The organism is Isoptericola sp. NPDC056578 (assembly GCF_042793275.1).
Classification (GTDB): Bacteria; Actinomycetota; Actinomycetes; order Actinomycetales; family Cellulomonadaceae; genus Isoptericola.
Map to the genome: position 1 here is coordinate 69,336 of NZ_JBHTVC010000001.1, position 26,719 is coordinate 96,054.

Genomic DNA, 26,719 nt, shown 5'->3' on the forward strand with positions numbered 1-26,719 from the left:
CGGGCGCGTCGCGCGCCCGGCCGGTCGACGTTCGGCTAGCGCGCGGCCTGCGCGATGATGCCGTCGACGGTCTTGTTCGCCTCGTCGACGGTGGAGCCGATGTCGGCGTTCTTGTCGGTGAGCACCTTCTGCACGACCGGGTCGAGCGCGGCGTACGTCTGCTGGGTGCCCGTCGGCGGCTCGGGGACGAGCTGGAGCCCGGAGTCGGTGTAGCCCGAGAAGTTCTCCAGCGGCACGTTGATGTAGGGCTCGATCCAGCCGAGATACCGGTCGTAGACCTCCTGGGACACGGGCGGCAGCCCGGGCAGGCCGACGGGCTTGTCCTCGCCGGCGTTGGTCTTGGCCTCGTCGACGGCGACGTCCTCGTCGTAGTACTTGTCGAACTCGTAGTACTTGACCCACTTGGCGGCGGCGAGCAGCTCGTTCGGGGTGGCCTTGGCGTTGAACAGCTTGAGGGAGCCGCCGGTGAGCGTGCCGTGGTCGCCGCCGGTCTGCGGCAGCGCCGTGATGCCGAAGGCCTCGGGGTCGAAGCCGTACGTCTTCACGACCGTGTCGTACGCGTCCGGCGCCTGGAGCACCATGCCGATCTTCCCGGCCGCGAACGCCTGGCGGACGGACTCCTGGTCGTAGAGGAACTCCTTGCCCATCGAGTCGTCCTCCCAGCGCATGTCGTGCAGCGCCTGGAGCGAGTCGGCGGTGGCGTCGCCCATGGTGGCCTTCGTGCCGCCGGCGTCCTGGACCTCGCCGCCCTTGCTGTAGGTCATCGTGGTGAGCATCCAGCCGCCGGTGTTGTTGGTCGTCATCTGGGCGTAGCCGGCGACCCCGGGCACCTTCTCGGCGATGGTCTTGGCGTACTCGCGCACCTCGTCCCAGTCGGCCGGCGGCTTGTCGGGGTCGAGGCCCGCCTGCTCGAAGACGTCGCGGTTGTAGGCCAGGCCCACGGAGAACAGGCCGGTGGGGATCGTGTAGATGTGCCCCTCGTCGTCCTTGACCTTGTCGAGCGCGAGCGGGTTCAGGTCGTCGACCATGTCGAGCTCTTCGAGGTACGGAGTCATGTCGGGCAGCTGCCCGTTCGCGATCAGCTCGTGGCTGTAGGTGAGCGAGACACCCATCACGGTGGGCAGCGTCCCACCCGCGAGCTTGGCCTGGAACGTCTGCGCGTCCCACACCTCCGTGGTGGGCTCGATGGTGATGTTCGGGTTCTCCGACTCGAACTCGTCGATCCGCTTCTGGAAGGCGGCCTGCTCCTCGGGCTTGTCCGCCGTGGGCTGGTCCCCCACGGAGATGGTCACGTCGGCCTCGGGGTCGAGCGCGGCGTCCTGGCCACCGGCGGTTCCGCCGCCGTTGGAGCACGCCGTCAGCGCGACGAGGGCTCCGGTCGTTCCGACTGCGACGGCGAGCCGCAGCGACAGTTTCCTCATTGAAACTCCTCGGGTCGGGGCTCGGGTGGTGGGACCGAGCCTGCGGTCGAGACATTAAAACCATGAGTGTTAATTAGTCAAGACCCCTGTTCACCTGGGCGATCACGTGCCTACCATCGCCGCCATGACCAACAGCACCGGCGCACCGCTGCGCCTCGCCATCGTCGGCTGCGGCGTCATCGGCCGCCTGCACGCGGAGGTTGCGGCCGCGAGCCCCGACCTCGCCGTCGTCGCCCTCGTCGACCCGCGCACCGACCGTGCGGCGGTCGTGTCCGAGCAGCTCGTGACCGCGGGCCGGTCCGCGCCCGAGGTGTACGCCGCCCTCGGGGAAGCCCTCGCCGTAGGCGGCATCGACGTCGTGAGCGTCTGCACGCCCAGCGGCGAGCACGCCGACCTCGCGGTCCAGGCCCTGGAGGCCGGGACGCACGTGGTCGTCGAGAAGCCGCTCGACGTCGCGATCGAGCCCGCGCGCCGGTTGCGGGACGCCGCGGCGGCGCGCCCGGACCAGGTCGTCGCCGTCATCTCCCAGCACCGGCACGACGAGTCGGCGCTCGGCGTACGCCACGCGCTCGACGCGGGCCGCCTCGGCCGTGTGACCTCCGCCGTCGCGAACGTCGACTGGTACCGCACGCAGGAGTACTACGACTCCGGAGCGTGGCGCGGCACCTGGGCCCTCGACGGGGGCGGTGCTCTGATGAACCAGGGTGTGCACACCCTCGACCTGCTGCTCTGGTACCTCGGCGAGCCGGTCGAGGTCGTCGCCTACACCGCGCGCCTCGGCCACGAGCGGATCGAGGTGGAGGACGTCGCCGTCGCGATCGTCCGCTTCGCCTCCGGCGCGCTCGCCACCGTGCACGCCACCACCACGGCGTACCCCGACCTCGGGGTGCGGCTGCAGGTCCACGGCACGGACGGGTCGGCGGTCATCGAGGCCGACGAGCTCACGTACTTCCACGCCCGGGACGCGGAGGGCGGCGAGTGGTCGGCGAACCAGGTCGAGGCCGCGTCCGGCGGAGCCCGCGGCGCCCTCGACCCGCAGGAGTCGCACGTCGCGCAGTACGGCAGCTCGCACGGCGCCCAGTGGGCCGACGTCGTCGCTGCCGTCCGCGAGGGCCGAACGCCCTGGGTGACGCTGGACGACGGCCTGCGGGCGCTGGCGACCGTCCGGGCGGTCTATCTGTCCGCGACTCTCGGCGAGCCCGTGCGGGTCGCGGACGTCGTGGAGGGCCGGTACGACGGCGTCAAGACGCGGACCGGCGAGCCCGAGCGCGTGGCCGCGGGGGCCTGAGCGCCGGGGGGCCTGAGCACCGCGGTCGGCGTCGTCGCCGCGGGCGGATGTCGAGAACCCGCCCGCGGCTCCGTCCCCGGGGTGCGTGCCGACGGACGGCACGCCACGAGACCGACGGAGACAGGAGAAGGTGGTGCTCTCGCGCACCCTCACCACGGCGTCGTGGCCGGGGACCCGCGTGGTGAACGCCCCCGCGAGCGACGTCGTGCGCAGCCTCCGGGGCTCCGGCGCGGGAGAGATCCTCGTCAACAGCAGCGCGAGCGTCATCAAGGCGCTGCTCGCCGCGGGCCTGGTCGACCGCCTGTACCTGCTGATCGTCCCCGTGGTCGTCGGCGGCGGGCCGCGACTGTTCGACGACGGCTCGCCGGGCTCCACCTGGACGCTGTCCTCGCAGGTCGTGGGCGCGCAGGGGGAGGTTGCCGCGGTCTACGACCGGGTACGGTGACGGCACGACCGGCGCCGCCGGGCGCCGTCCCGGACTCGAAGGAGAGCACCGCCATGGGCACCACCAGGAAGATCCTCACTGCCGCCGCCGGTCTCGGGCTCGCCGCCGGGCTCGTGGCCTCCGCGTCGTCCGCGGTGGCCGCGGAGCCGGCCGGCGACGTCACCTTCTGGGCGAGCGAGTGGTTCACGGGGGAGTCGGCCACGCTCCCGGTCACGGACGACTGCACCACGCTCCCGTTCGTCGCCCACGCCGAGTACAACGCGGGCTCGGTGGGCATCGACGTCTACGCCACCCCCGACTGCAGCGGGCACGCGCTGCACTTCCCGGCCAACGACATCCACAGCTTCGTGGACTTCGACGGCCTGAGCTTCCGCGCCTCGCGCTGACACCTGACGGACCCGCACGCGACGACGGCCCGCCCGCCACTACGCTGCCCCGGTGCTCGAACCCGCCCCGCTGATCGCCGGACTGCCGTGGACCGGGTGGGCCGTCGTCGTCCTCGTCGCGCTGCTCGTGGGCTTCTCCAAGACGGCGCTGGGCGGGCTGGGGATGATCGCCGCGGCGCTGATGGCGCTCGTCGTCCCGGCCAAGGAGTCGACCGGCGCGGTGCTGCTGCTCCTGATCACGGGCGACCTGGTCGCCATCTGGGCCTACCGCAGGTACGCGGACTTCCGGGTGATCGGGCGCCTGCTCGCACCGGTGCTCGCGGGCGTGGCGCTCGGCGCGGCCTTCCTCACCGTCGTCAGCGACGACGTCATGCGCCGCACGATCGGCGGCATCCTGCTGGCGCTGCTGGTGCTGAACCTCTGGCGCGACCGGCTGCGCGTGGACACGCGCGCCGCGACGCTCGGATACGGCGGCCTGGCCGGCTTCACGACGATGGTCGCGAACGCCGGCGGTCCGCCGATGAGCCTCTACCTGCTCGCGGCGCGCTACGAGAAGTGGCGGTTCCTCGGCACGACGGCGTGGTTCTTCTTCACGGTGAACGTCATCAAGCTGCCGGTCGCCGTCGGCGTCGGTATCGTCGGCGCCGACACGGTCGGGCTGTGGGCCGTCCTCGCGCCGGTCGTGCTGGTCGGGACCTGGATCGGCCGGCGCGTCATCGGGCACGTGGACCAGCAGCTCTTCGAGCGACTCGTCACCGTGCTCGTGGCGCTCGCGGCCCTCAACCTCCTGCTGCTCTGACGCGCCGGCGCGTCACGTCGGGCGCAGGCCCCAGCGTGCGGGCGCCATCGTGTAGATCTGCCGGTACAGCGCGGTGCCGACGAGGACGCCGAGCGCGATGGCGACGATCGACCCCGCGATGGTCGGCAGGTTCGTGGAGCTGACGGCGTCGCCGCTGGCGGTCTGGGTGAGCCCGATCAGCCCGGTCGCGCCCGGCACGAGCAGCCAGAACGCGGGCAGGAAGCACACGACGGCGGGCGGGGCGCCCCGGACGGTCTGCACGAGGTACGCGCACAGCGTCAGTGCCGCGGCGCCGAGGAAGCCGCTGTAGATGCCGCTGGTGACGGTCGCTCCGACGACCTGACCGCCGTAGGCCACCAGCAGGACGACCGTGAGGAAGAAGAGCGACCGGGGCGGCCCGCAGTGGTACAGGAAGATGCCGAGCGAGAAGAGGAGCACGCCGATCCACGGCTGGAACGCGCCGAGCGTCGTGGGGGAGGAGGCCAGCGCGTCGGCGCTGGGCACGGCGGTGATCGCCAGGGCCGCGAGGATCCCGAACGCGAGGAACAGCAGCTGCGCCATGCCGGACACGAGCCGGCTGGCCCCGGCGACCATGTCGCCGGCGGCGAGCTCCTGCACGCCGGTGGTCAGCGCGGCCCCCGGCAGCAGCGTGACCAGCGGGGGTACCAGCACCTGCAGCGGCTCGCTCACGACGGCGGTGTCCGCGAGCCCGAAGACGAGCAGCGCCAGCACGAACGCGGTGACGACGGGCAGCAGGGTCGCGGCGTACGTGCCGGGCCGCACGGTCAGCTTGACGGCGCCCACCAGCACGCCGAGCACGAACGCGTACAGCAGGCTGAGGGGGTTGCCGCCGAGCAGCACGAGCCCGAGGCCCGCCGCCGCCAGCCCGTGGCCAGCCGTGCGCACCCAGACCGGGAACCGCGGGTGCGCGTCCCGGACCTCCCGCAGCCGCTCGACCCCCTCGGACGCGTCGACCCGGCCCGCGACGGCGTCGTCGACGATGGCGTAGACCTGCGCGGCGCGGTCGAAGCGGACCTCGCCGCCGGCCGACTCCGCGACGTCGAACCGCGTCTCCGTGTCGCCGGGCATCCGGATGAGGATCAGCGTCGGGAACACGAACAGCGTGGTCTGCGGCGACCCGAGCGCGACGGCCACCCGCTTGAGCGTGTGCTGGATGTCGGTGGCGGCCGTGCCGACGGTGAGCAGCGCGCCGCCGAGCAGCACCAGGAACTCCTGCAGCCGCTCGGACGCCTCGTCCACCACCGGCTCCGCCTCGAGCGACCGGCGCCGCAGGGAGAACCGGCCCAGGTGCAGGTGCCGGGGCCACCGTCGCGCCGGCGGGGCCGCCCGCGGTGCCTCGTCGCCGCCGTCACCGGTCACCGTGCCTCGCCCTCTCCCGACGGGTGCTGGATCGCGCTCGCCACCCTAGGGCCGGTCCGGGAGACCGACCACCGCGACGCCCGGCGTCGCGGCGATCAGCGCCCGAGCAGGACGAGGACGGCGTAGGCGACCACGGCCGACGCCGCCGTCAGCAGGGCCAGGGCGGTCCAGCCCACGGCGCGTCGGGCGCGCCCGGGGCGGGGCGCGTGCGCCGTCATCCGGTCCGGTCCTCGAGGAAGTCGAGCGTGGCGTCGAAGGACCGGGCGGCCTGCGGGCGGTCGAAGTGGAACTGGTACTCGTGGGGCAGGTCGTCGCCGTCCCAGAACAGCGTCTCTGTAGGGACGCCGCGCTCCTCGAGCGCCGCCGCCAGCTCCCGGCTCTGGCTCTCGAACGGGTCCGCGTCGCCGACGGTGAGGTACGTCGGCGGGTAGTCCGCCGTCACCTGCTCGGTCGTGGAGAGCTCGTCGGCGAACGGGGCGTCCGCCCAGTCGCGGTGGCCGGTGTACGCCCAGAGGAACGTCTGCAGGCCCGGGAACCCGGTCGCGGCCAGGGTGTCCAGGTCGTACGCGCCGCAGTACAGGACGACGGCGCGCAGGCGGTCCGCCGGGACGCCCGGCGTGAGGCCGTGATCGTCCGCGAGCCGCGGGTTCGTCTGGACGGCGGCGAGCTGGCTCGCGATCTGCGCCCCGGCGGAGTCGCCGCCCAGGACGATGCGCGCGGGGTCGCCGCCGAGCTCCGCGATCCGCTCCTGGACGACGGCGAGCGCGGCGTTGCCCTGCCGCACCGGCACGGGGTACCGGGCCTCCGGGGCCAGGGTGTAGTCCAGGCTGACGACCGTGTAGCCGCGGCTCGCGAGCAGGAAGGAGAAGTCCTCGACGGTGGCCGGGGAGCCCGAGACGAAGCCGCCGCCGTGCACCCACAGCACCACCGGGTGCGGCCCCTCGGACCGCGGCATGTACACGACGGCGCTCGCGTCGGGGGCGTCCGGGGTCGGGACCGGCACGGTCCGCGGGGCCGCGACCGCCTCCCGCGCGGCCTCGACGTCCGGCGGTGCCGTGACGCCGGGACCGGAGTCGAACAGCGCCCGCAGCATCGCCGCGCCCGGCTGCACGGAGACCTGGTACCAGCCCAGCGCGAGGAGCGCGCCGACCACGACGGCCGTGACCGCGCGTCCCGTGCGTCGCAGCCACGGCCGACCGGCGCGTGCCGGCGGGCCGGGCCCCTCGGCGGCGGGCACGACGGTCAGCGCCGGGTCAGGCGGATGACCGGGAGCTCGCGGTCCGTCCGCTCCCCGTACCGCGCGAACCCGGGCGCGGTGGCGGTGATGGTCCGCCACACCTCGGCCCGCTCGTCGCCGTGCAGCTCGGTGGCGGAGACGGGGATCTTCTCGCCGCCCGTCTCGACGGTCGCGCGGTCGGGCGCGGCGGCCAGGTTCAGGTACCAGGCCGGGTTCTTCGCCGCGCCGGCGGCGGAGGCGACGACGTACCAGGACCCGTCGCCGACCGGGAACGACGCGACCGGCACCGGCCGCTCCTCGCCGCTCCTGCGGCCGAGCGTGGTCAGCACGATCGTGTCCCCCGCCCCGGCCCGGCCGCGCCTACGACGGATCCGGTGCGCCATCCGGCGGTTCATCCACGCGAGGAGCGGGCCGCGCGGCTGCCGCGCCCCGCGCGTGCCCTGGGGGTGCGTGAAGGTCATGGGTTCCTCCATCGTCGTCGACGTCGTCGCTGGCCGGGACGGTCCCGGCCGACTGTACGCCCGGGTGCGGGCTCGGCCCGGCCGGCACGGTGCAGCACCACGAAGGCGCAGGCGGCCGAGAGGACCTCGCCGGCAGCGAGGGCGACCCAGGTGCCCGTCGGTCCCTGCGGCCCGAGGGCGAGCACCAGCGGCACCTTGAGCACGAGCAGCGTGCCGACGGAGAGCACGTAGGACGGCCGCGCCCGGCCCAGGGCCTGGAAGTACGCCGAGACCAGGGGCGTCACGCCGGCCAGGGCGACGCCGACCGCGATGATGCGCAGCGCGTCGGTGGCGGTCCGCACGACGTCCGGCTCGTCGACGAAGAGGCGCACGAGCGGCTCCGCGAGCAGCGCGACCACGGCCGCGGCCCCGATCCCGTACGCGACGGTGGCGCGCAGCGCGAGGGTCCGGGCGCGGGCCACGCGCTCGTCGAGCCGCGCCCCGGCGTTGTACCCGACGATCGGCTGGAGGCCCTGGCTGATGCCGGTCTGGGGCATGGTGACGAACGTCTGGACGCGGACGCAGATGGCGTAGGCGGCGAGGGCGACGGCCCCGCCGGCCGCGGCTCCGGCGCCCGCGGCGTCGTCGCGCGCGAGGGACAGGTTGACGAGCACGGCGAGCACGGTGGTGCCGAGCCCCGCGAGGAACGACGGCGCGCCGATCCCGATCAGGGCGCCGACCGTCCGCGCGCGCGGCCGCAGGTCGGCCCAGCCGATGCGGTAGGGCCGGCGGCGCTGCACGAAGAAGAACCAGATGCTCATGGCGGCCGACACGGCCTGCCCGCCGACGGTGCCGAGCGCCGCGCCGCGCACGCCCAGGTCGAGACCGAAGATGAGGATCGGGTCGAGCGTGATCTGCACCAGGACCGGCACGAGCCAGAGCATCGTGGAGAAGAGCATCCGGCCCTCGGCGCGCACGAGCGCCGAGAAGCCGGTGGACACCAGCGCGCCCGCCAGGATGACCACGGCGTAGTCGCGGGCGTACCCGAGCGTCTCGCCGGTGGCGCCGAGCGCCGTCAGGAGCGGCCCGAGGAACACCAGCCCGACCACCGTGGTGACGCCGGCGGCCGCCCAGAACACGACGAACGCGTTCCCGGCCGCGCGGGCTGCCCGCGCCGGGTCGCCGGTGCCGAGGCTGCGGGACACCAGCGACGCCCCGCCCACGCCGACCGTGGTGGACACGGCGCCCAGGCCGAGCAGCACCGGCGCGACGAGGTTGACGCCCGCCATCGCCGTCGGCCCGACGCCGCGCGCGACGAACCAGGCGTTGGTCAGGGCGTAGATGCCGTACACCCCGACGGACAGGGTGGTCTGGGAGCAGGTGTGCCACAGCAGCCGCCCGACCGGGCGGGAGCCGAGCCGGTCCGCCTGCGCCGTGGTGTCGGGCGCCGTCCTCCGGGCCACGGTCACCTCGTGCGGCCGAGCAGGCCCATCGCGACGTCGAGCTGCTCGCACGCCCACCGGTACTGCTCGGCCGTCTGCCCGCGGTAGGTGGTCTCGACGAGCATCGTCACGGCGAGCCAGAGCGTGTACAGGCGCCGGCGCGTGCGCGGGGAGGCCGTGAGCTCGCCCAGCCCGAAGCCGCGCAGGAACGGCGCGGGGTCGGGGAAGACGGTCAGGTCCAGGCCGGTGAGACCGGCCTCCATGAGCGGGTCGCCGTACATCGCCCGCTCGTGGTCGATGACGGCGACGATGCGGCCGTCGCGGAGCATCGAGTTCTTGGCCCACAGGTCCACCTCGACGAACCGGGGCTCGGTGACCTCGTCGAGCACGCCGGCGTGCGCGGCCCAGGCCTCCCGGACGTCGTCGTACTTCCAGCCCAGGTCGACGGCGGCCCGCTCGCCGTCGGCGAGGACGTCCTCGAACCACGTGGTCGCGGCGTCGCGCCAGGTGGCGAACCCGGGACCCTGGAGCGGGCCGAAGTGCGGGCCGACGATCTCGGTGAGCCGCCGGTTCGCGGCGCCGAGGGCCTCGAACCCGACCTCGACCTCCTCGGGGGTGAGCTCGCCCGCCTCGGCGGCGATGCCGAAGCACGGGGCGTCGACGTACTCCATGACGAACCAGTCGGCGTCGATCAGCCCGCCCGTCAGGTCGACGAAGTCGAGCCGCGGGACGGGCACGTCCGAGCGCTCGCGGACCAGCTCCATGGCGGCGAGCTCGTTGCGCATCATCCCGTGCTCGCGGGCCATCAGGGCCACGTCCGCCGGCGGCGCGATCTTGAGCACGACCTGCTGCCCGTCGCGCAGCCGGAGCCGGTACAGGGCGTTGAAGAACCCGTACGACAGCTCGGTCGCGAAGTCCTCACCGTCCGGCACCTGCTGCGGCCCGTAGGCCCGCTCGATCATCGCCCGCAGCGTCGCCGTCGACTGCCGGTTCTTGGTGATGCTCTCCACGCGTCGTCGCTCCTCGGGTCCCGCTGGTCCGTCGTCATCGGTCGGTCCGCCCGTGGGAACGCTCCCACGCGGCTTGCCCAGGAGGCTAGCCGAGTCCTCGACAAATGACTACCACTCGGTAGGCAATCGGCCGATCTCTATGTACGATCGTACGCATGCCCCGTCCCGACCTCGGCCCCGCCCTCGCCGACCGCCGTGCCCGCGCCGCCGTCGCGGCGCTGTTCCTCACCAACGGGGCGCTGTTCGCCAACCTCATCCCGCGCTACCCGGAGATCAAGGCCGACCTGCAGATCAGCAACGCGACCTACGGCCTCGCCGTCGCCGCGTTCCCCGCGGGCGCCATCGCCGCGGGCCTGGCCGCCGGGCTCCTGGTCCGGCGGTTCGGCTCCGCGCGCGTGGCCGTGGCCGGCACCGTCCTCACGAGCCTGGGGGTGCTCGCGGCCGGCGTCGCGCCCGGCCTCGGGCTGCTCGTCGCGGCCCTCTTCCTCGGCGGCGCGATGGACGCCTGCACCGACGTGGCCCAGAACGCGCACGGCCTGCGGGTGCAGCGCCGGTACGGGCGCTCGATCCTCAACTCGTTCCACGCGGTGTGGTCGATCGGCGCCATGCTCGGCGGCTCGATGGCCGCCGTGGCGATCGCGCTCGACGTGCCGCGCGGCGTCCACCTGGGGGTGTCGGCCGTCCTGTTCTCCGCCGTCGCGCTCGTCGCGCTGCGGTTCTGCCTGCCCGGGCTCGACGGCGCCGTGCAGGACGGCGACCCCGCACCCGCCGCGGACGCCGGCGCCGCCCCGCGGTCGCGGGGCCGCACCGTGCTGGTGCTCGCGGCCCTGGTGCTGGTCGCGTTCGCGGGCACCCTCGTGGAGGACGCCGGGAACTCCTGGGCCGCCGTGTACCTGTCGGGCAGCCTGGGCGCGGCCGCGGCCGTGGCGGCGACCGGCTACATCGCGCTCACCGGGGCGCAGTTCGTCGGGCGGATGCTCGGCGACCGGTTCGTGGACCGGTTCGGCCAGCGGGCGGTGGCGCGTGCGGGCGGCCTGCTCGTCGCGGTGGGCACCGGCCTCGCGCTGGCGTTCCCGTCGGTCCCGGGGACGATCGCCGGGTTCGCCTGCGCCGGCTTCGGCGTCGCGACGCTCGTGCCCGCCGCGATGCACGAGGCCGACGAGCTGCCGGGCCTGCGGGCCGGCACCGGGCTCACCGTCGTGTCGTGGCTGATGCGCCTCGGGTTCCTGCTCTCGCCCCCGGTCGTCGGGCTGGTCGCCGACGCCACAAGCCTGCGCACCGGTCTCCTGGTGCTGCCGCTCGCCGGCGTGGTCGTCGTGCTCGCCGCGGGAGTCCTCTCAGGTCGCCGCCCGGCCCGGGCCGCGACGGCCGCCGCGCGGCCCGCGGACGCCATCATGGGGTCATGACCGACGGCACCCGACCGCGCCGCTACGACCCCGAGCGCCGCGACCGCATCATCGACGCCTGCCTCGACGTCGTCGCCGCCCACGGCGTCGCGGGCACCTCGCAGCGCCGCGTCGCCGCGGCCGCGGACGTGCCGCTGGGCTCCATGACCTACCACTTCGCCGGGCGGGACGAGCTGCTGCGGGAGGCGTTCGGACGCTTCACCCGTCAGGCGTCCGCGCAGTTCGACCGGCGCATGGCCGAGGCGCCGGACCGTGACGCCGCGCTGCGCGCCGTCGTCCGGCTCATCACGCTCGACGTCTTCGCCACCCAGCGCGACCTCGTGCTGTCCCACGAGCTCTACACGCTCGCCGCGCGCGACCCCGCGTTCCGCGACCTGACGAACGACTGGATGCGCCGCAGCCGCGCGGCCCTCGGCCGGCACTTCGACCCGGCGACCTGCCGCGTGCTCGACGCGTTCGTGGAGGGCATGACCATCCACCGCGCCCTCGACACCGAACCGCCGGACGGGGTGGACGTGCTCGACGCGGTGCGCCGGCTCGCGGGCCCGGGCTCAGGTGCGGAGGCCGGGACCGGTCAGTAGCCGCCCATCTGCGTGACGCCCGCGGTGTACTCCCAGTGCCACGGCTCGTACTTGGAGCCGCCGGGCCGGGCCCAGTCGGGGTTGTCCCAGCCGTAGGCCGGGGCGTTCGCGGCGAGCCAGGCCCACCGGGAACCGGAGTACGTGTCGGGGCAGATGTCGACGGCGAGGCCCCAGCCGTGGTTCGACGTGCCGGGCACGGCCGCGAGGTACCCCTTGGCGGCCTTGGTCGCGACCTGCTGCGCGTAGCTGCGGAAGCCGTCGGTGATGCACATCGACTCGCCCCACGCGGCCTTGTACGCCTCGTTGAGCTCGGCGAGCTTCACGGCCGCGTCGGCGCGGACCTGCGTGCGCCCGTCCCACAGCGTGCACAGCTCGCTCGACGGGATCTGCCCGTTGGACCCGCTCCCGGAGGCGAACCCCTCGCACCCGGGGAGCACCGGCGGCGCGGCCTCGATCTCGCCCCGGTCGAGCGTCTCGACCGACATCTTCGCCTTGTTCGACACCGTGACGGTCGCGCCGCCCGCGGTCTGCTTCACGGCCGAGGCCTGCGCGACCCCCGCCCGGGCGCCGCTGCGCGAGGCACCGCCGGCGCGGTCGTCGACGGCGGCGGCGGCCGCGGCCGTGATCGACTCGAGCGAGCCGGTCGTCGGCTGGTCGTCGGGCTCCGGTGCCGCGGCCTGGGGCGCGATGGCGGTGAGCGTCGTGGTGGTGGCGACGGCGACGGTCAGCCCGACGCCCAGTCCCGCCAGGCGGCCGGGGACGCGCTTGCGTGCCGACTTGCGCACCGGACGGCGCTCGGAGCGGGTCGTCTCGGAGCGGGTCGTCCCGGGGCGGGCGGTCTCGGAGCGGGGCTTCTGGCTGCGGGGCGTCTCGTGCCCGGCGGCCGGGCGGACGGGGTCGAACGCGTGCACGTGCACGACGGCGGGCGCCGCAGGCGCCGGAGCGTGGACGTGCACGGGAGCCGCGGGTGCGGCCGGCGTCGGAGCGTGGACGTGCACGGGAGCCGCGGGTGCGGCCGGCGCCGCGTCGGCCTGGTGGACGGGCTCGTGGACGGGCTCCGGGACGTGCCGCACGGCGGTGGCGGAACGGCTGCGCCCGCCGCGGCCGGGGTCGCGTCGGCTCGGGTAGGTGCGGGTGGGGGCCGGTGCGGGCTGCGTCTGCGTCATCGGGCGGCCAGCGCCGAGGCGTCGGGCAGAGCGGATGCGCCGCGGTGCGCGGTGCTCCTGTGAACGTGCGTTGTCATGCGACCTCTCCTGCTGCCTGAACCACCGGCCCGGAGGAACGTACCGCACCGGCGGGTGGAATGTCACGAAACGATCACGAGGTGGTATGGCGGCGGCGACCCGGGCCGCGGGGACCCGGGTCACCGGAGCGTCACCGGGACGCCAGGAGGTCCCGCATCTGCTGGATCTCGGCCGTCTGGGAGTCGACGACGGACCGCGCCATCTCGACGGCGCCGGCGTGCTCGCCGGCGGACACCTCGGCCTGCGCCATCTCGACCGCGCCCTCGTGGTGCGCGACCATCTGCTCGAGGAACAACCGCTCGGCATCCGTCCCGGTCGCGTCCTCGAGGGCCTGGAGGTCCTCGGCCGACATCATGCCGGCCATGCCGTCGCCGTGATCGCCGTGGCCCGCGTCGGCTCCGGCCCCGGCGTCGGCGCCCCAGTCGTCCAGCCAGCCGGTGAGGGTGTCGATCTCGGGCCCCTGGGCGGCCTTGACCTGCTCCGCCAGGTCGACGAGCTCGGGGCTGACGCCGTCCTTGGCGAGCAGGGCGTCCGACATCTCGATCGCCTGCTCGTGGTGGGGGAGCATCATCTGCGCGAACATCACGTCGGCGGCGTTGAACGGGGCGTCGGTCGCGGTGCCCGACGGTGCGTCGGACGACGGCGAGGAGCCGCCCGTGCCGGTCGTGCCGTCCATGTCGTGGCCGGCGTCGTCCGCGGCGCACGCGGCGAGCGCGAGGCCGACGGCGAGGGCGAGCGCGGGCACGCGGGCGCGCGTCAGGAATCGGTGCGTCATGAGGATGGGGCCTTTCTCGAGGTTCTCGGTGGGATCCGCGGCGGGCCGGCGCCCCCGGACGGGGGCGGGCCCGGGCGGTCCTACGTCCGAGAGATCCCGAGGGCGTGCAGGCGGGGACCGGCCGCCGGGCGGGCGGCGACCGGGAGCGGGAGCCACGCCGCGACGCGCGGGCCCTCGGCCCGCAGCAGGGCGCGTGCCCCCGGCCCGGCGAGCGAGAGCAGCACCGCGAGGATCATGAGGCACATCGCCGTGACCATCTCGTGGCCGCCGCAGCCGTCGGCGCCACAGCCGGAGGGGGTGCCGGCGTCGTGGACGACCGGGGCGTCGGCGTGCGACGTCGTGCCCGGGTCGCTCTGCGCCTGGGCCACGACGGCGACGGGGGCGTGGTGCTCGGCGTGCCGGGTCGCGGAGCCGCTCATGGCGTGCATGAGGACGACGCCCACAACGACCGCGAGCACGAGCAGCACCCCGGCCAGGCGCCCGCGACGGCCCGTCAGCAGGGGGCGCACGGTGCGGATCATGCGTCCTCCTTCGGGGGTGTTCGCTGCGGGTGCCGGCGGGCGACCCTGGCACTGTAACCACCGCGCGGGCGCGGTGCCCCGTGCGGGACGCCCGGGCCCGGCCTAGCGTCGGGGGATGAGCGAGGACAACGACGTGGACCGGACCGAGAAGTCGGGCGGCAAGGCCGCGAAGATCCTGTACCGGCCGGTGGGGATCGTCAGCTCGATCGTCGGCGGCATCGTGGCGGGGCAGGTCTTCAAGCAGGTCTACAAGCGGGTCGCGCCCGGGCACCCGGACGACGCGCCCACGCCCCTGCAGTCCGAGTACCGGATGCGGGAGATCCTGCTCGCGTCGCTGCTGCAGGGCGCGATCTTCGCCGTCGTGAAGGCGGCCATCGACCGTGGCGGCGCCCGGGCGTTCGAGCGCTGGACGGGGGAGTGGCCGGGCGACTGACCCGATGACCACCGACGGGTCCCGCCCCGCCGACCGGGTGTGGCGGCGGCTGCCCCACGAGGCGAGGCCGCTGCTCGAGACCGGCCTGCCCGGGGCCGACCTGCGCACCCTGCTGCTCGACGTCGCGGCCGCGCGCGCCGCCGCGACGCGGCCCGCCGACGTCCTCGCGCAGTGGCGTCGTGACCGCATGGTGCGGCCGACGGACGTCGACCCGCGGCGCCTCTGGCCGCTGGAGGCGCGCCTGTGGGCGGAGCTGCCGGAAGAGTTCGCCGCCGTCGAGCCCGCGCCCGTCGCGCCGCTCGCCACGGCCGCGGCGCTCGGCGGGGTGAGCCAGCAGCGCGTCGTCACGACGACGCGGCTCACCGAGGTGGTGAGCGACTCCAGCAACGTGCTCGCCGTCGAGGCGGCGGACCGCCGTTCGTCCCGCCCCCGCGACGAGCCCGTGCACGTCGCCGCGGTCCAGCGCCAGCTGCGGGCCCAGGTGTTCGGCCCGGGTGCGGCCGCGCACTTCCGCCTCCTCGTGCTGGTGTCGAGCGCCCGAGCGACCGGCTCCGGGCGGACCGAGGCGGGCCTGCTGGTCACCCACGTGCGCGCGTGGCAGCGTCTGCTGGGCGCCACGGTCCCGCACCGGCGGCCACGGGTCGCGCTGACGGTGTGGGACGACGGCGGGGTGGCCGAGCGCGTCGCGGACACGGTGCTGCCCGCGGTCCGGGACGACGTCGTGCCCGTGGTGGTGGACCAGGCCCGGGAGCGCGGCCGGTCGTACTACGAGGGCGTCGCCCTGCGCCTCACCACCGACGACGCGGCCGAGCTCGGCGACGGCGGCCTCACCCCCTGGACCGCGCGGCTGCTCGGCGACCGCAAGGAACGGTGCCTCGTGTCGTGCGTCGCCACGGAACGTCTCCTGGAGCCCGACGGCTGACCTGCGCCCGGCCCGCCTCTCACCAGTCCGCGGGCCGGGAGTCCTTGCCGTCGAGCCACAGCCGGTCGCTGGAGTCGCGGTGCGTGCCGGTCGTGCCGACGTGCTTGGTGCTGATCCGGTCGCCCTTGACGATCACATGCGCCACCGCCTGGGCGTGCCCGTGGCCGATCCCGTACGTCTCCCTGAGCCACGCGACGACGGGCGTGGTCCTGCTCTCGGGGCCGAAGCCCTGCTCCGCGGCGGCGGCGACGATCTGGCGGGGCGTGAGCCCGGTCTTCGTCTCGACGGTGTCGAGGTAGGCCTGGAACGACATCAGCGGTGCTCCTCGCTCTTGTTCTCCTGGATCATCGTGGCGGAGGCGTGGATGCACATCATGCGCAGCACGCCGGTGCCGGTGTTGGTGAACCCGTGCCAGACGTCGGGCCCGACGACCGCGGTGTCCCCGGCACGGGCGACGACGGTCTCGGCGCCGACGCGGATCGTCGCCTCGCCCTCCAGCACCGACCAGGTCTCCGTGTAGGGGTGACGGTGCAGGTCCGGGCCCTGGCCGGGGTCGTTCGTGACGAGGAAGAACGACACGCCGGAGCCGTGGTGGTGGCCCTCGAAGCGCAGCGTGCGCGAGCCGGGGAGGCGGAGGGTGTCGGCGGGGACGACGGCGGCCATGGTGGCTCCTTCGTGAGGTCGGGGCGTCGTCGGACCCGGTGCCGGCGACGTGTCCCCAGCCTGGGGCGCCGCTTCCGGGTCCACGAGGGTTTCGGTCCTGGTCGAAAGGTGGTCGCGCAGCGCCGACGGCCCGACGAGTTTCGCGTCTTTCGTTGACACGCTGAAGGAAAGGGGATCAGAGTGTCGGGGTGCAACGACGCGCAGACGTTCCCCGCCTCGGTTCGCTCGGGCCCTCCGCCCGAGCGGTGGTCCGCACGCTGCTGCTCGCGGGGCCGCTGTCCCGGGCGGAGCTCGCCCGGCGCCTGGAGCGCTCGCCGGCGAGCATCACCAAGACCACCCAGCCCCTGGTCACCTCCGGCCTGATCAGGGAAGATGTGGCCCAGTCGGCCGAGAGCCGGGGTCGTCCCGGCGCCCCGCTCGTGCTGCAGGCGGCCCTGCACCGGTTCATCGGGGTCAAGGTCACCGCCGACGAGGTCTACGCGGTCCGGACGGACGCCGCCGGACAGGTGGAGGCCGCCGGGCACCGGCGCCTGCCCGACGTCGAGGAGTCGACCGTCGTCGCGCAGATCCTTGAACTGGTGAATGAACTACGGGGCGCAGGCGAGATCCAGGCGCTCGGCGTCGGCCTGGCCGGGCGGATGTCCCGCTTCGACGACACCGTGCGCGCCAACCCGTTCCTCGGCTGGGACCAGGTCCCCCTGGCACGGGTGCTGGAGCAGGCGACCGGCATCCCCACCGTCCTCAGCGAGGACGCCCGCGCGCTGACCGCCGGGGTGCAGTGGTCCGGTCCCGGCCGCGGCATGAGCGACCTCGCGGTGCTGACGGTCGGCGTCGGCGTCGGGCTGGGCATCGTCATCGAGGACCGGGTGCTCGCCGGCCCGTCGGGCCGGGTCGGCCGGATCGGGCACATGCGGGTCGCGGACTCCGGCCCGGCGTGCGAGCGCGGGCACCGCGGCTGCGCGTCGGCGTTCCTCACCACGGCGGCCATCACCCAGGGCATCGGGGTGCCGCGCGGGCGGGCCGACCTGGACCTGGACGCCGCCCTCGCGCTGGCCGCCGACGGCGACGCGGTCGCGCTGCGCGTGTTCGCCGACGCCGGCCACGCCCTGGGCGTGCTGATCGCCCAGCTCGCGAACACGCTCGGCCTGCCCGCCGTGATCCTCGCCGGCGACGGCCTCGGCATGCTCGCCCACGGGCGGCCGGCGCTCGACGCCGCGCTCGCCGACCACCTCGACCCCCACGCCACCCGGCCCACCGTGGTGGCGTTCTCCTCCGGCTTCGACGAGTGGGCGCGCGGCGCGGCGGTCGTCGCGTGCCAGTGGATGCTCGTCGACCCGCCGCCGCACCGCACCGACCCGGCCTGACCCGACACACCCGCAGGAGGCACCGTTGTCCGCACTTCCCCTCGACCCGACCGCCCCGCTCGCCGAGGACGCCGGCTCGATCAGCGTCGGCATCGTCGGCGCAGGCCAGTTCTCGCGCAGCTTCGCGACGCTCTGGGACCGGCACCCGAACGTCGACCGGCTCACGATCACCGACCTCGTCCCGGAGCGCGCCAAGGCGCTGGCGGACCGTTACGACCGGGCCACCGTTGTCGACAGCTTCGAGGAGATGCTCGACTCGGACGTCGACGCCGTCGCGATCTTCACCCAGCGGTGGACCCACGCGCCGCTGGTGCTGGCGGCGCTGGAGGCCGGCAAGCACGTGTACTCGGCGGTGCCGATGGCCACCGAGCTCACCGACATCGAGGAGATCATCGCCGCCGTCCGGCGCACCGGGCTTACCTACATGATGGGCGAGACGAGCTACTACAACCCGGCCACCGTCTTCGTCCGCGAGAAGGTCCGTGAGGGCGCGCTCGGCCAGGTCTTCTACGCCGAGGGCGACTACGTGCACGACATGGACCTCGGCTTCTACGCCGCGTACCAGTACAGCGGCGGGGAGAACTGGAAGGCCACGGCGAGCTACCCGCCCATGCTCTACCCGACGCACGCGATCGGGGGCGTGCTCGGCGCGCTGCCGACCCGGGCGGTGAGCGTGAGCTGCCTCGGCGTGGAGGACCGGCGCGGCGACGGCGTCTTCGACCGGGAGGTCAGCCAGTTCGGTAACAGCTTCTCGAACGCGACGGCGCTGTTCGAGCTGGCCGACGGCGGCGCGATGCGCACCAACGAGATGCGCCGGGTGGGCTACCCCTCGCACATCCGCGAGTCGCGGTTCCGCTTCTTTGGCACCGAGGCCAGCTTCGAGCAGCTCGCCCACCAGAGCGTGTGGAACGACAAGGAGACGTCCACGGACGTCTCCGCCGACTTCGTCCCGGTCCGGGGCGGGGGCGACGACGCCGACCTCGCCGACGTCGACCCGGCGCTGCGCGAGGCGTTCACGTCCGGCTCGGCGCCGGTCCACGACCGGACGCGGCTGCCCGCCACCTACGCCGACGCGCCGAACGGGCACGAGGGCTCCCACCACTTCCTCGCCGACGACTTCGTGCGCGCCGTGGTCACGGGCGAGCACGCGCCCGTGGACGCCTGGCTCTCCGCGAAGTTCACCGCGCCCGGCATCGTGGCGCACGCCTCGGCGCTGGCCGGCGGCGAGCGGCTGCCGATCCCGGACTTCGGGAGCCGGCCCGCGCACGACTGAGCACCACCGCCCGCGCACGCGGCCCGGCGTCGTCCACGACGCCGGGCCGCACCGCGCCGCACTGTCCGAGCACTGCTTGCAACGACGCAAGGAGGAACCTGATGGCTGCACCGACCGCTCCACCCGTACCGACCGTCCGTGGACGACGGTCGGGCCGCCGGGACGACACCCGGCTCGCCCTGCTCTTCATCCTGCCGGCCAGCATCGGGCTGGTCGTCTTCTACTTCTGGCCGCTGGTCCGCGGCATCTGGCTGAGCTTCACGTCCTGGGACCTGCTCAGCCCGGCGCAGTTCGTGGGCCTCGACAACTACCGCGCGATGGTGGCCGACCCGGTGTTCTGGAACGCCGTCCGGGTCACGCTGCTCTACGTCGTGATCAACATCGGCCTGCAGACCGTCGTGGCCCTGGTGATCGCGGTGCTGATGCAGCGGCTCAGCCGGTCGACGCTGCTGCGCTCGCTGGTGCTCGCCCCGTACCTCGTCTCGAACGTGGTCGCGGCCCTGGTGTTCCTGTGGATCCTCGACTTCCAGCTGGGGATCGGGAACCAGGTGCTGGAGTGGGTCGGCCTGGAACGGATCGGGTTCTTCACCTCCGAGGCCTGGGCCATCCCCACCATCGCGATGGTCAACGTCTGGCGGCACATGGGCTACACGGCGCTGCTGATCTTCGCGGGCCTGCAGGCCATCCCGCCCACCACGTACGAGGCGGCGCGGGTCGACGGCGCGTCCGAGGTGCGCACGTTCTTCGGCATCACGCTGCCGCTGCTGCGCCCCATCCTCGGCCTCGTGCTGATCATCTCGGTGATCGGCTCGTTCCAGGTGTTCGACACCGTCGCGGTCACCACGAACGGCGGCCCCGTGGACGCCAGCCGCGTGCTGCAGCTCTACATCTACGACAAGGCGTTCGGGCAGTTCGACTTCGGCTACGCGTCGGCGCTGAGCGTGGCCATGCTGCTGATCCTGGTGGTCGTCACCTTCTTCCAGTACCGCATGACGCGGGCCGGCCAGACGGACCTGAACTAGGAGGAGGCGACCATGATCGAGACCACGACGGCACCTGCCGCACCCACGACCGCCCCCGCCCCTGACGCGCACCGCGCGGCGCCCCCGCGTCGTCGACGACGGGTCACCCCCGGCCGCGTGCTGGCCTGGGCGGTGATGATCCTCGTCCTGCTCGTCACGCTGTTCCCCTTCTACTGGATGCTGCGCACGGCGCTGTCCAGCAACGGGGCCCTCTACGCCAACTCGACGTCCCTGCTGCCGGTCGACTTCAGCTGGGGCGGGTTCGAGCGCGTCTTCGGGCTGCAGTCCACGGAGGAGGCCATCGCCCAGGGCGGCTCCGGGGCCTCCATCGACTTCTGGCTCTACCTGCGCAACTCCGTGGTGGTGGCCACGGTCGTCACGGCGTGCCAGGTGTTCTTCTCCGCGATGGCCGCATACGCGTTCTCGCGGCTGCGCTGGCGGTGGCGCAACGCCGTGTTCGCCGTCTTCCTGCTGTCGCTGATGGTGCCGGTGATCTTCACGCTGCTGCCGAACTTCGTGCTGGTCCGGGAGCTCGGGCTGATCGACACGCTGCTCGGCATCATGCTGCCGGGGCTGTTCATGACACCGTTCGCGATCTTCTTCCTGCGGCAGTTCTTCATGAACGTCTCCACCGAGGTGGAGGAGGCCGCGCTGATCGACGGCGCCAGCAAGGTCCGGGTGTTCTTCTCGATCATCATCCCGATGTCGGTGGGGCCGATCGCGACGATCTCGATCCTCACGTACATCGGGTCGTGGAACGACTACTTCTGGCCGTTGATGGTGTCCTACACCGACGACTCGCGGGTGCTCACCGTGGCGCTGGGGAACTTCAACGCGCAGACGCCGCAGACGGGGCCGGACTGGGCGGGGCTGATGGCCGCGACCCTGGTGGCCGCGCTGCCGATGATCCTGCTCTTCGTCGTCTTCGCGAGGCGGATCGTCAACTCCATCGGCTTCAGCGGGATCAAGTGAGGAGGCGGACCGTGCACCACGCACGTCGTACGACAGCGACCCTCGCCGCGGCCGTGGCCGCCGGCACCCTCGCCCTGGCGGGCTGCGCCGGGCCGGGCACCGCGGCGGCGGACGACTCCGTCGTCCTGGACTACTGGCTCTGGGACGCGAACCAGCTGCCCGCGTACCAGCGCTGCGCGGACGAGTTCGAGCGGCAGAACCCCGACCTGCAGGTGCGCGTCAGCCAGTACGGCTGGGGCGACTACTGGCGCAAGCTCACCGCCGGGTTCGTGGCGGGCGCCGGGCCGGACGTGTTCACCGACCACCTCACCCAGTACCCCGGCTTCGCGCAGCGGGGCCTGCTGCTGGACCTGAACGACCTCGAGGCGACGGCCGACGTCGACTACGGCGGGTTCCAGGAGGGCCTGGCGGACCTGTGGGTGGGCCAGGAGGGCGCCCAGTACGGCATGCCCAAGGACTTCGACACCGTCGCGCTGTTCTACGACCAGAACATGGTCGCCGAGGCCGGCCTGACCCCGGAGGACCTCGCGGACCTCGACTGGAACCCGGACGACGGCGGCAGCTTCGAGGAGGCGATCGCGCACCTCACCGTGGACGAGAACGGCGTCCGCGGCGACGAGGACGGCTTCGACCCCGAGAACGTGGCCGTCTACGGCCTGGCGTCGAACGGCTCGGGCGGCATGTCCGGCCAGACGACGTGGTCCTGGCTGGCGGGGACGACCGGCTGGACGTTCACCGACAAGGACGTGTGGGGCACGGAGTACCACTTCGACGACCCGCGGGTGCAGGACACCCTGGACTGGCTGTTCGGCCTCGTCGACAAGGGCTACATGGCCCCGTACGAGGAGGTCGGCACCGAGCCGAACCCGCAGCAGGCCCTCGGCTCGGGTCGCGCGGCGCTCTCGGCGAACGGTTCCTGGATGCTCGGCACCTACGCCAACCTGGCGGGCGTGGACCTGGGCATCGCACCCCCGCCCAGCGGGCCCGTCGGGCACCCGGTGTCGATGTACAACGGCCTCGCGGACTCGATCAGCGCGCAGTCCCCGGACCCGGAGGAGGCGGCCCGGTGGGTCGAGTTCCTCGGGTCGGACGACTGCCAGCGCATCGTGGGCGAGGCCGGCGTGGTCTTCCCGGCCCGGCCCGCGGGCACGGAGGCGGCGGTCGAGGCCTTCGGCGACCGCGGCCTGGACGCCTCCGTCTTCACGGACATGGTGGAGAAGAAGCAGACCCTCTTCTTCCCGGTGACCGAGGAGTTCGGCGCGATCGACGCCCTCATGACGCCGATGATGGACGAGATCTACATCGGCGACCGGGACGCGTCCACGCTCACGGAGGTGAACGACCGGATCAACGGCCTGCTGAAGTAAGGGGCGGCGGGGCACGCGGCTACCGTGACGTCGTGCCCCGCCCCCGCCGTGACCGCACCGTGGAGTTCCGCCTCGCCCCCGACGACGTCTCGGCGATCCGGTTCGGCGTCTCGCCGGGCCACGAGCTGGCGCACGCGGTGCGCGTGCTCGCCCAGCCGGCGTACCACCCGCTGCAGTGGGGGTGGCTCCGCACGGCGCGGGGCCGCGCTCCGGCGCGTCCCCTCGCGCTGCTGACCCTGCTGGTCGGCGCGGACGGGTACCTCCCGGACTTCCTCACCTCCACGCCCGGCTGGGACCTCGGGCCGGACGAGGAGCTCGAGCGCCTGCGGGAGGCGGACCTCGGCCCGCTGCGGGTCGACCTGCTCAAGCGGGTGGACCGCACCGCCGGCGCCGACCGGCGGCTGCTGCAGGCCCTCGCCGACGACCCGGCGCACGCCCGCGACCTCGCCGTCGACGCATGGCGGCAGGTGTGGGACGCGGTGCTCGCGCCGTCGTGGCCGCAGCTCGAGCGGATCCTGCGTGCCGACATCGGGGCCCGCTCCCGCCGCGTCACGACGCACGGCCTGGGCACGATGGTCGAGACCCTGCACGAGGCCGTGGCCTGGGCCCCCGACGCGGTGCACGTGCGACTGCGGCTGCACGGCGAGGTGCTCGACTGCGCGGGCAGCGGCCTGGTGCTGGTGCCGTCCGTGATGGCGCCGCGCTGCTCGGTGGTGACCGAGCCGCCCGCGCAGCCCACGCTCTTCTACCCGGCGCTGGGGATCTCCGAGCGCTGGGCCGACGACGTCCCCGACACGTCCGGGGCGCTCGCGGACCTGCTCGGGGCGGGACGGGCGGGCGTGCTGCTCGCGCTGCGCGGGCCGCTGTCCACGAGCGAGGTCGCCGCGGCGGGCGGGCTCGCCGTGTCGACGGCGTCGCACCACCTGGCGCTGCTGCGCGCGTCGCGGCTCGTCGACTCGCGCCGCGACGGCCCGCGCGTGCTGCACGAGCGCACGCCGCTGGGCGAGGCGCTGGTCGGGGGCTGACGGCGCCCGAGGTCAGTGGGTCGTGGAGAGCCAGTCTTCGACCTCCAGGCCCGGCACGCGGGCGAACTCGCGCACGTTGTGGGTGACGACGACCATCCCGAGGGAGCGGGCGTGGCCCGCGATGAGGGCGTCGTGGGGGCCGATGGGCGTGCCTCGGCCGGCGAGCACGGCGCGGATCCGGCCGGCGTGCATGGCAGCGGTGGTCTCGAAGGGTACGACCTCGACGAGGGACAGGAGCTCGTCGACGGCCTGACGGTTGCGTCCGGGATCCCGGGACCGCTCGATCCCGTACTCCAGCTCCATCTCGCTGATCATCGACACGGCGATGCGCCCCTCGGCGTCCCGAAGTCGCGGCCGTGCCGTGTCGCCCTCGTCGCGGAGCAACGCGATGAGGATGTTCGTGTCGAGCATGTAGAGGCTGCTCACAGGCTCTTCCGCTCGTCGGCGACACCCTGGTCGCGCTCCTCCAGGAAGTCCGGCTCGGCGCGCAACCCGTGCTCGAACCAGGTGTCCCACCCCGACCCGACCGGCTCGATCACGCGCGCGCGCCCGACGACCCGGATGGTGACCTCGTGGACGTCGTCCGGGAGCGCGACCGCCTTCGGGAGCCGGACGGCCTGCGTGCGGTTGTTGCGGAAGACGGTCGTGCGCATGCGTGCCTCCTTGTATATATCGCCAGGATATCCCAGGAGGGCCAAGGCGCGATAGGTTCGCACGATGCGTCGTCCCGCTCCCCAGCCCCCGTCGTCCCTCGCGCGCGTGCCGGGGTTCCGGCCGCTGCTGGCGATGTCGGCGCTGGGCTTCTCGGGGTACGCGCTGCTGCTGCCGGCGGCGCCCCTGTGGGCCGTGCACGGCGGCGCGAGCGAGGGCGGCGCCGGGCTCGTCAACGCGGTGCTCATGCTCGCCACCGTGCTCACGCAGACCACCGTGCCGTGGCTGCTGCGCCGGGTGGGCTGGCGGCTCACGATGACGGTGGGCGTGGTGCTGCTCGGCGTGCCGTCGCTGCTGTTCATGGCCACGGACCAGCTCGGGTGGCTGCTCGCGCTCTCGGCGGTGCGAGGCATGGGGTTCGCCGTGCTGACCGTGTGCGGGTCGAGCGCCGTGGCCGCCCTCGTGGACGGGCCGCGGCACGGCCGCGCGATCGGGCTGTACGGGCTGTCGATCGCGTTCCCGCAGCTGGTGCTGGTCCCCAGCGCCGCGTGGATCGCCGAGACGCTCGACTTCCGCGTGGTCTTCGTGCTCGGCGCGCTGCCCGTGCTCGCGGTGCCGTTCGCCGTCCTGCTCGGCCGGTGCCTCGACGCCGTCGACGACCGCGCCGGACAGCCCGTCGATGCCGGCGGGCCGGGGCGCGGTCGCGTCCTGCTCGCGCTGGCGATGCCGTCGCTCGTGCTGCTGGCGGTGACGACGCCGGGCGGCGCGCTGCTGACGTTCGCGCCGCAGTTCGCCGGGGGAGCAGGCGCGGCGGTGGCGGGGCTGCTCGGCTTCACGGCCGCGACGGCGCTGTCCCGGTGGGGCGTGGGCGGTCTCGCCGACCGGTTCGGGCCGCGCGTCTTCCTCGCTCCGCTGCTCGCGTTCTGCGCCGCCGGCCTGGCGGTGTGCGCCGGGGCGATCGCCGACGGCGGCCCCCGGCCCGCGCTCCTCGTGCTGGGGATGACGATGGTCGGCGTCTCCTACGGCAGCCTGCAGAACCTCACGCTCGTCGCCGCGTTCGCGGCCGTGCCCGCGCGGCAGCACAGCACCGCCAGCGCGGTGTGGAACATCGGGTTCGACGCCGGCACCGGGCTCGGGTCGCTCGTCGTTGGGTTCATCGCCGCGGGCACGTCGTTCTCCGTGGGGCTGCTGACCACGGCCGTCGTGTGCGTGGTCGCGGCGGCCGCCGTCCTGGTCACCCGACCCTCCCGCTGACCTGGGGCGCGCACCTGGTGCACGATGGGTGAGGACACCGACACCCGACGAGCGGAGGCCGAGATGGGCACGAAGCGGGAGATCCAGTACGGGAAGGCGAGCGGCGGCCGGAAGCGGGGGCCGGGCCTGTTCCAGCTGATCATGGTGGGCCTGGTCGTCGCGGCCGTCACCAAGGAGCTGCAGAAGGACAAGGAGGACCGCACCTGGCACGGCACCGTCGCCGGGTTCGTCCCCTACGAGTTCCGCATCCCGACCGTCGAGCGCGTCCGCGAGCGCGTCTGGGACCCGGAGGGCGCGCACCTGCTGAGCCCGCACGTCTTCGGCGTGGGCTGGACGGTCAACGTCGGGCGCATCGTCGAGCTCGTGCGGCGCAAGGTCGACGACGCCCGCGAGGACGCCCCGGCCTGACGGGGCGACGTCGGGGAGGTGCGTGCTCGTATCCTCGTGGCATGTCTGCTGCGACCTCCGACGCCCAGCCCGGCACACCCCCGGAGGGCCGGGCGCGCCCGGCGGTGCGCGGGCTCCTGACGGAACGGCTCGCACGCCAGCTCGAGGGCGACATCCGCAAGGGGGCGCTCGCCGTCGGCGCCAAGCTGCCTTCCGAGCGCGAGCTCGCCCAGCAGTTCGGTGCGAGCCGCAACGTGGTCCGGGAGGTGCTGCGGCGCCTGGAGGCGCAGGATCTCATCGACGTCGAGCCGGGGCGTGGGTCGTTCGTCAGCGAGCGCTCGTCCGGGAGCGTGCGCGGCTACGACGCCGTCTATCGCGCGGGCCGGCCGACCGTGCGCCAGCTCATCGAGGCGCGCATGTCCCTCGAGGTCGAGATCGCGGGGCTGGCGGCCGAGCGTGCGGACGACACGGAGCTTGCCGTGATCGAGCACGCGCACGTCCGGGTGCTCGAGGCGCCCGACGTCGTGGTCAAGGCTCGGGCCGACCTCGACTTCCACGACGCCATCGCCGCGGCCAGCGGCAACCCCGTGCTGCGCGTCATGCTCTCGTCCATCGGCGGGATGATGTTCGAGATGATGCTGCGCTCGAACTCCGACCCGGCGATCGGCGAGCCCGGCGTCCCGCACCACGCCGAGATCCTCGAGGCGCTCCAGCAGCACGACGTCGAGCTGGCGCGCTCGCGGATGCGTGAGCACCTCGCGCTCGGCCTGCGCACCTACGGCGCCGACCTGGACGAGCGGCTGGACGTCATGGCGACGCGCCATCTCGACACCCTCCTGCGCCAGTCCGTGGCCGGCTAGAAGCATTTGGTCCCGCCATCTCCGCCTGCTACGGTCCAACTGGTCCTACCAGTTGGACCAGCGCGGCGTCGCGACCATGGAGGCACGAAGACGATGAAGTCCGGCGGATCACGGGCCAGGGAAGGGCTGACGAGGCGTGCCTTCGGCGGCC

At 73.9% G+C, this 26,719-nt stretch carries 31 protein-coding genes; 17 read left to right on the plus strand and 14 right to left on the minus strand.

Annotation, left to right across the window (positions count from 1 at the left end; genetic code table 11):
* Window positions 1-35: 35 nt before the first annotated feature.
* The gene (locus ACFQ80_RS00290) at window positions 36-1,421 is read right to left on the minus strand and encodes an extracellular solute-binding protein (RefSeq protein WP_430549372.1); all 1,386 of its coding nucleotides are present in this window, start codon (window positions 1,419-1,421) and stop codon (window positions 36-38) included.
* Window positions 1,422-1,545: 124 nt separating this feature from the next.
* On the opposite strand from ACFQ80_RS00290, the gene ACFQ80_RS00295 reads away from it, so the two are divergent.
* The 4 genes from ACFQ80_RS00295 to ACFQ80_RS00310 all read left to right on the plus strand — a co-directional run bounded on the left by ACFQ80_RS00295 (window position 1,546) and on the right by ACFQ80_RS00310 (window position 4,339).
* Window positions 1,546-2,709, plus strand: a complete 1,164-nt coding sequence (locus tag ACFQ80_RS00295; protein ID WP_430562121.1) for a Gfo/Idh/MocA family protein — start codon at window positions 1,546-1,548, stop codon at window positions 2,707-2,709.
* Between the two features lie 133 nt (window positions 2,710-2,842).
* Window positions 2,843-3,154, plus strand: a complete 312-nt coding sequence (locus tag ACFQ80_RS00300) for a dihydrofolate reductase family protein (RefSeq protein ID WP_430562122.1) — start codon at window positions 2,843-2,845, stop codon at window positions 3,152-3,154.
* Between the two features lie 53 nt (window positions 3,155-3,207).
* A complete protein-coding gene (locus tag ACFQ80_RS00305) occupies window positions 3,208-3,540 on the plus strand; it encodes a hypothetical protein (protein WP_430549369.1) in 333 nt (110 codons plus the stop codon).
* A gap of 52 nt (window positions 3,541-3,592) precedes the next feature.
* The gene (locus ACFQ80_RS00310) at window positions 3,593-4,339 is read left to right on the plus strand and encodes a sulfite exporter TauE/SafE family protein (RefSeq protein ID WP_430549368.1); all 747 of its coding nucleotides are present in this window, start codon (window positions 3,593-3,595) and stop codon (window positions 4,337-4,339) included.
* A gap of 12 nt (window positions 4,340-4,351) precedes the next feature.
* Here ACFQ80_RS00310 and ACFQ80_RS00315 read toward each other — a convergent pair whose 3' ends face one another.
* The 6 genes from ACFQ80_RS00315 to ACFQ80_RS00340 form a co-directional block, all read right to left on the minus strand.
* Window positions 4,352-5,719: a threonine/serine exporter ThrE family protein gene (locus ACFQ80_RS00315; RefSeq protein WP_430562123.1), complete on the minus strand. Its 1,368-nt coding sequence runs from the start codon at window positions 5,717-5,719 to the stop codon at window positions 4,352-4,354.
* Between the two features lie 95 nt (window positions 5,720-5,814).
* Complete coding sequence (locus tag ACFQ80_RS00320; RefSeq protein ID WP_430549366.1) at window positions 5,815-5,937, minus strand: hypothetical protein; 123 nt, start codon at window positions 5,935-5,937, stop codon at window positions 5,815-5,817.
* The gene (locus ACFQ80_RS00325) at window positions 5,934-6,956 is read right to left on the minus strand and encodes an alpha/beta hydrolase (protein ID WP_430562124.1); all 1,023 of its coding nucleotides are present in this window, start codon (window positions 6,954-6,956) and stop codon (window positions 5,934-5,936) included. The genes ACFQ80_RS00320 and ACFQ80_RS00325 overlap by 4 nt, the downstream gene beginning before the upstream one ends.
* 5 nt (window positions 6,957-6,961) lie before the next feature.
* Window positions 6,962-7,417: a nitroreductase/quinone reductase family protein gene (locus ACFQ80_RS00330; protein WP_430562125.1), complete on the minus strand. Its 456-nt coding sequence runs from the start codon at window positions 7,415-7,417 to the stop codon at window positions 6,962-6,964.
* The gene (locus tag ACFQ80_RS00335) at window positions 7,414-8,859 is read right to left on the minus strand and encodes an MATE family efflux transporter (RefSeq protein ID WP_430562126.1); all 1,446 of its coding nucleotides are present in this window, start codon (window positions 8,857-8,859) and stop codon (window positions 7,414-7,416) included. Before ACFQ80_RS00335 ends, ACFQ80_RS00330 begins: the two co-directional genes overlap by 4 nt.
* A 2-nt stretch (window positions 8,860-8,861) precedes the next feature.
* On the minus strand, window positions 8,862-9,848 hold the full coding sequence (locus ACFQ80_RS00340) for a phosphotransferase family protein (protein WP_430562127.1): 987 nt from the start codon (window positions 9,846-9,848) through the stop codon (window positions 8,862-8,864).
* 155 nt (window positions 9,849-10,003) lie between these two features.
* Between ACFQ80_RS00340 and ACFQ80_RS00345 the strand changes: the two genes are divergently transcribed.
* Window positions 10,004-11,254 carry an MFS transporter gene (locus ACFQ80_RS00345; RefSeq protein WP_430562128.1) on the plus strand — a complete coding sequence of 417 codons (1,251 nt, stop codon included), beginning with the start codon at window positions 10,004-10,006 and terminating at the stop codon, window positions 11,252-11,254.
* Entirely contained in the window at window positions 11,251-11,835 is a 585-nt protein-coding gene (locus ACFQ80_RS00350; RefSeq protein ID WP_430549360.1) for a TetR/AcrR family transcriptional regulator, read from the plus strand. Before ACFQ80_RS00345 ends, ACFQ80_RS00350 begins: the two co-directional genes overlap by 4 nt.
* Here ACFQ80_RS00350 and ACFQ80_RS00355 read toward each other — a convergent pair.
* The 3 genes from ACFQ80_RS00355 to ACFQ80_RS00365 all read right to left on the minus strand — a co-directional run bounded on the left by ACFQ80_RS00355 (window position 11,829) and on the right by ACFQ80_RS00365 (window position 14,375).
* The gene (locus ACFQ80_RS00355) at window positions 11,829-13,001 is read right to left on the minus strand and encodes a D-alanyl-D-alanine carboxypeptidase family protein (protein WP_430562129.1); all 1,173 of its coding nucleotides are present in this window, start codon (window positions 12,999-13,001) and stop codon (window positions 11,829-11,831) included. The two genes, ACFQ80_RS00350 and ACFQ80_RS00355, sit on opposite strands and share 7 nt — an antisense overlap.
* 208 nt (window positions 13,002-13,209) lie before the next feature.
* On the minus strand, window positions 13,210-13,854 hold the full coding sequence (locus tag ACFQ80_RS00360; RefSeq protein WP_430562130.1) for a DUF305 domain-containing protein: 645 nt from the start codon (window positions 13,852-13,854) through the stop codon (window positions 13,210-13,212).
* An 80-nt stretch (window positions 13,855-13,934) separates the two neighbouring features.
* Window positions 13,935-14,375 (minus strand): hypothetical protein, encoded by a 441-nt coding sequence (locus ACFQ80_RS00365; RefSeq protein WP_430562131.1) that lies wholly within the window; start codon window positions 14,373-14,375, stop codon window positions 13,935-13,937.
* Window positions 14,376-14,490: 115 nt separating this feature from the next.
* On the opposite strand from ACFQ80_RS00365, the gene ACFQ80_RS00370 reads away from it, so the two are divergent.
* On the plus strand, window positions 14,491-14,808 hold the full coding sequence (locus tag ACFQ80_RS00370; RefSeq protein WP_430549356.1) for a DUF4235 domain-containing protein: 318 nt from the start codon (window positions 14,491-14,493) through the stop codon (window positions 14,806-14,808).
* A 4-nt stretch (window positions 14,809-14,812) separates the two neighbouring features.
* Complete coding sequence (locus tag ACFQ80_RS00375; protein WP_430562132.1) at window positions 14,813-15,730, plus strand: hypothetical protein; 918 nt, start codon at window positions 14,813-14,815, stop codon at window positions 15,728-15,730.
* A gap of 19 nt (window positions 15,731-15,749) precedes the next feature.
* Here ACFQ80_RS00375 and ACFQ80_RS00380 read toward each other — a convergent pair whose 3' ends face one another.
* Window positions 15,750-16,043: a DUF4287 domain-containing protein gene (locus ACFQ80_RS00380; RefSeq protein ID WP_430562133.1), complete on the minus strand. Its 294-nt coding sequence runs from the start codon at window positions 16,041-16,043 to the stop codon at window positions 15,750-15,752.
* Window positions 16,043-16,393: a cupin domain-containing protein gene (locus ACFQ80_RS00385; RefSeq protein WP_430562134.1), complete on the minus strand. Its 351-nt coding sequence runs from the start codon at window positions 16,391-16,393 to the stop codon at window positions 16,043-16,045. The genes ACFQ80_RS00380 and ACFQ80_RS00385 overlap by 1 nt, the downstream gene beginning before the upstream one ends.
* A 188-nt stretch (window positions 16,394-16,581) precedes the next feature.
* Here ACFQ80_RS00385 and ACFQ80_RS00390 point away from each other — a divergent pair, with 188 nt between their 5' ends.
* From ACFQ80_RS00390 to ACFQ80_RS00415, 6 genes are all read left to right on the plus strand, one after another.
* Window positions 16,582-17,757, plus strand: a complete 1,176-nt coding sequence (locus ACFQ80_RS00390) for an ROK family protein (RefSeq protein ID WP_430562135.1) — start codon at window positions 16,582-16,584, stop codon at window positions 17,755-17,757.
* Between the two features lie 25 nt (window positions 17,758-17,782).
* Window positions 17,783-19,030, plus strand: a complete 1,248-nt coding sequence (locus tag ACFQ80_RS00395) for a Gfo/Idh/MocA family protein (RefSeq protein ID WP_430549351.1) — start codon at window positions 17,783-17,785, stop codon at window positions 19,028-19,030.
* A 101-nt stretch (window positions 19,031-19,131) separates the two neighbouring features.
* Window positions 19,132-20,052, plus strand: coding sequence for a carbohydrate ABC transporter permease (locus ACFQ80_RS00400; RefSeq protein WP_430549350.1), 921 nt, complete (start codon window positions 19,132-19,134; stop codon window positions 20,050-20,052).
* Between the two features lie 12 nt (window positions 20,053-20,064).
* Window positions 20,065-21,024, plus strand: coding sequence for a carbohydrate ABC transporter permease (locus tag ACFQ80_RS00405; protein ID WP_430549349.1), 960 nt, complete (start codon window positions 20,065-20,067; stop codon window positions 21,022-21,024).
* Window positions 21,025-21,035: 11 nt separating this feature from the next.
* Window positions 21,036-22,391 (plus strand): ABC transporter substrate-binding protein, encoded by a 1,356-nt coding sequence (locus tag ACFQ80_RS00410; RefSeq protein WP_430562136.1) that lies wholly within the window; start codon window positions 21,036-21,038, stop codon window positions 22,389-22,391.
* Between the two features lie 32 nt (window positions 22,392-22,423).
* Window positions 22,424-23,416, plus strand: coding sequence for a DUF5937 family protein (locus ACFQ80_RS00415; RefSeq protein WP_430562137.1), 993 nt, complete (start codon window positions 22,424-22,426; stop codon window positions 23,414-23,416).
* 12 nt (window positions 23,417-23,428) lie between these two features.
* On the opposite strand, the gene ACFQ80_RS00420 is transcribed toward ACFQ80_RS00415, so the two are convergent.
* The gene (locus tag ACFQ80_RS00420; protein ID WP_430562138.1) at window positions 23,429-23,842 is read right to left on the minus strand and encodes a type II toxin-antitoxin system VapC family toxin; all 414 of its coding nucleotides are present in this window, start codon (window positions 23,840-23,842) and stop codon (window positions 23,429-23,431) included.
* Window positions 23,839-24,069 (minus strand): type II toxin-antitoxin system VapB family antitoxin, encoded by a 231-nt coding sequence (vapB, locus tag ACFQ80_RS00425; protein ID WP_430549345.1) that lies wholly within the window; start codon window positions 24,067-24,069, stop codon window positions 23,839-23,841. Before vapB ends, ACFQ80_RS00420 begins: the two co-directional genes overlap by 4 nt.
* Before the next feature lie 64 nt (window positions 24,070-24,133).
* Here vapB and ACFQ80_RS00430 point away from each other — a divergent pair, with 64 nt between their 5' ends.
* The 3 genes from ACFQ80_RS00430 (at window position 24,134) to ACFQ80_RS00440 (ending at window position 26,568) form a co-directional block, all read left to right on the plus strand.
* Window positions 24,134-25,321, plus strand: coding sequence for an MFS transporter (locus ACFQ80_RS00430; RefSeq protein ID WP_430562139.1), 1,188 nt, complete (start codon window positions 24,134-24,136; stop codon window positions 25,319-25,321).
* A 63-nt stretch (window positions 25,322-25,384) separates the two neighbouring features.
* Window positions 25,385-25,729 (plus strand): DUF5808 domain-containing protein, encoded by a 345-nt coding sequence (locus tag ACFQ80_RS00435; RefSeq protein WP_430562140.1) that lies wholly within the window; start codon window positions 25,385-25,387, stop codon window positions 25,727-25,729.
* A 41-nt stretch (window positions 25,730-25,770) separates the two neighbouring features.
* A complete protein-coding gene (locus ACFQ80_RS00440; RefSeq protein WP_430549342.1) occupies window positions 25,771-26,568 on the plus strand; it encodes a FadR/GntR family transcriptional regulator in 798 nt (265 codons plus the stop codon).
* The last annotated feature ends 151 nt before the right edge of the window (window positions 26,569-26,719 follow it).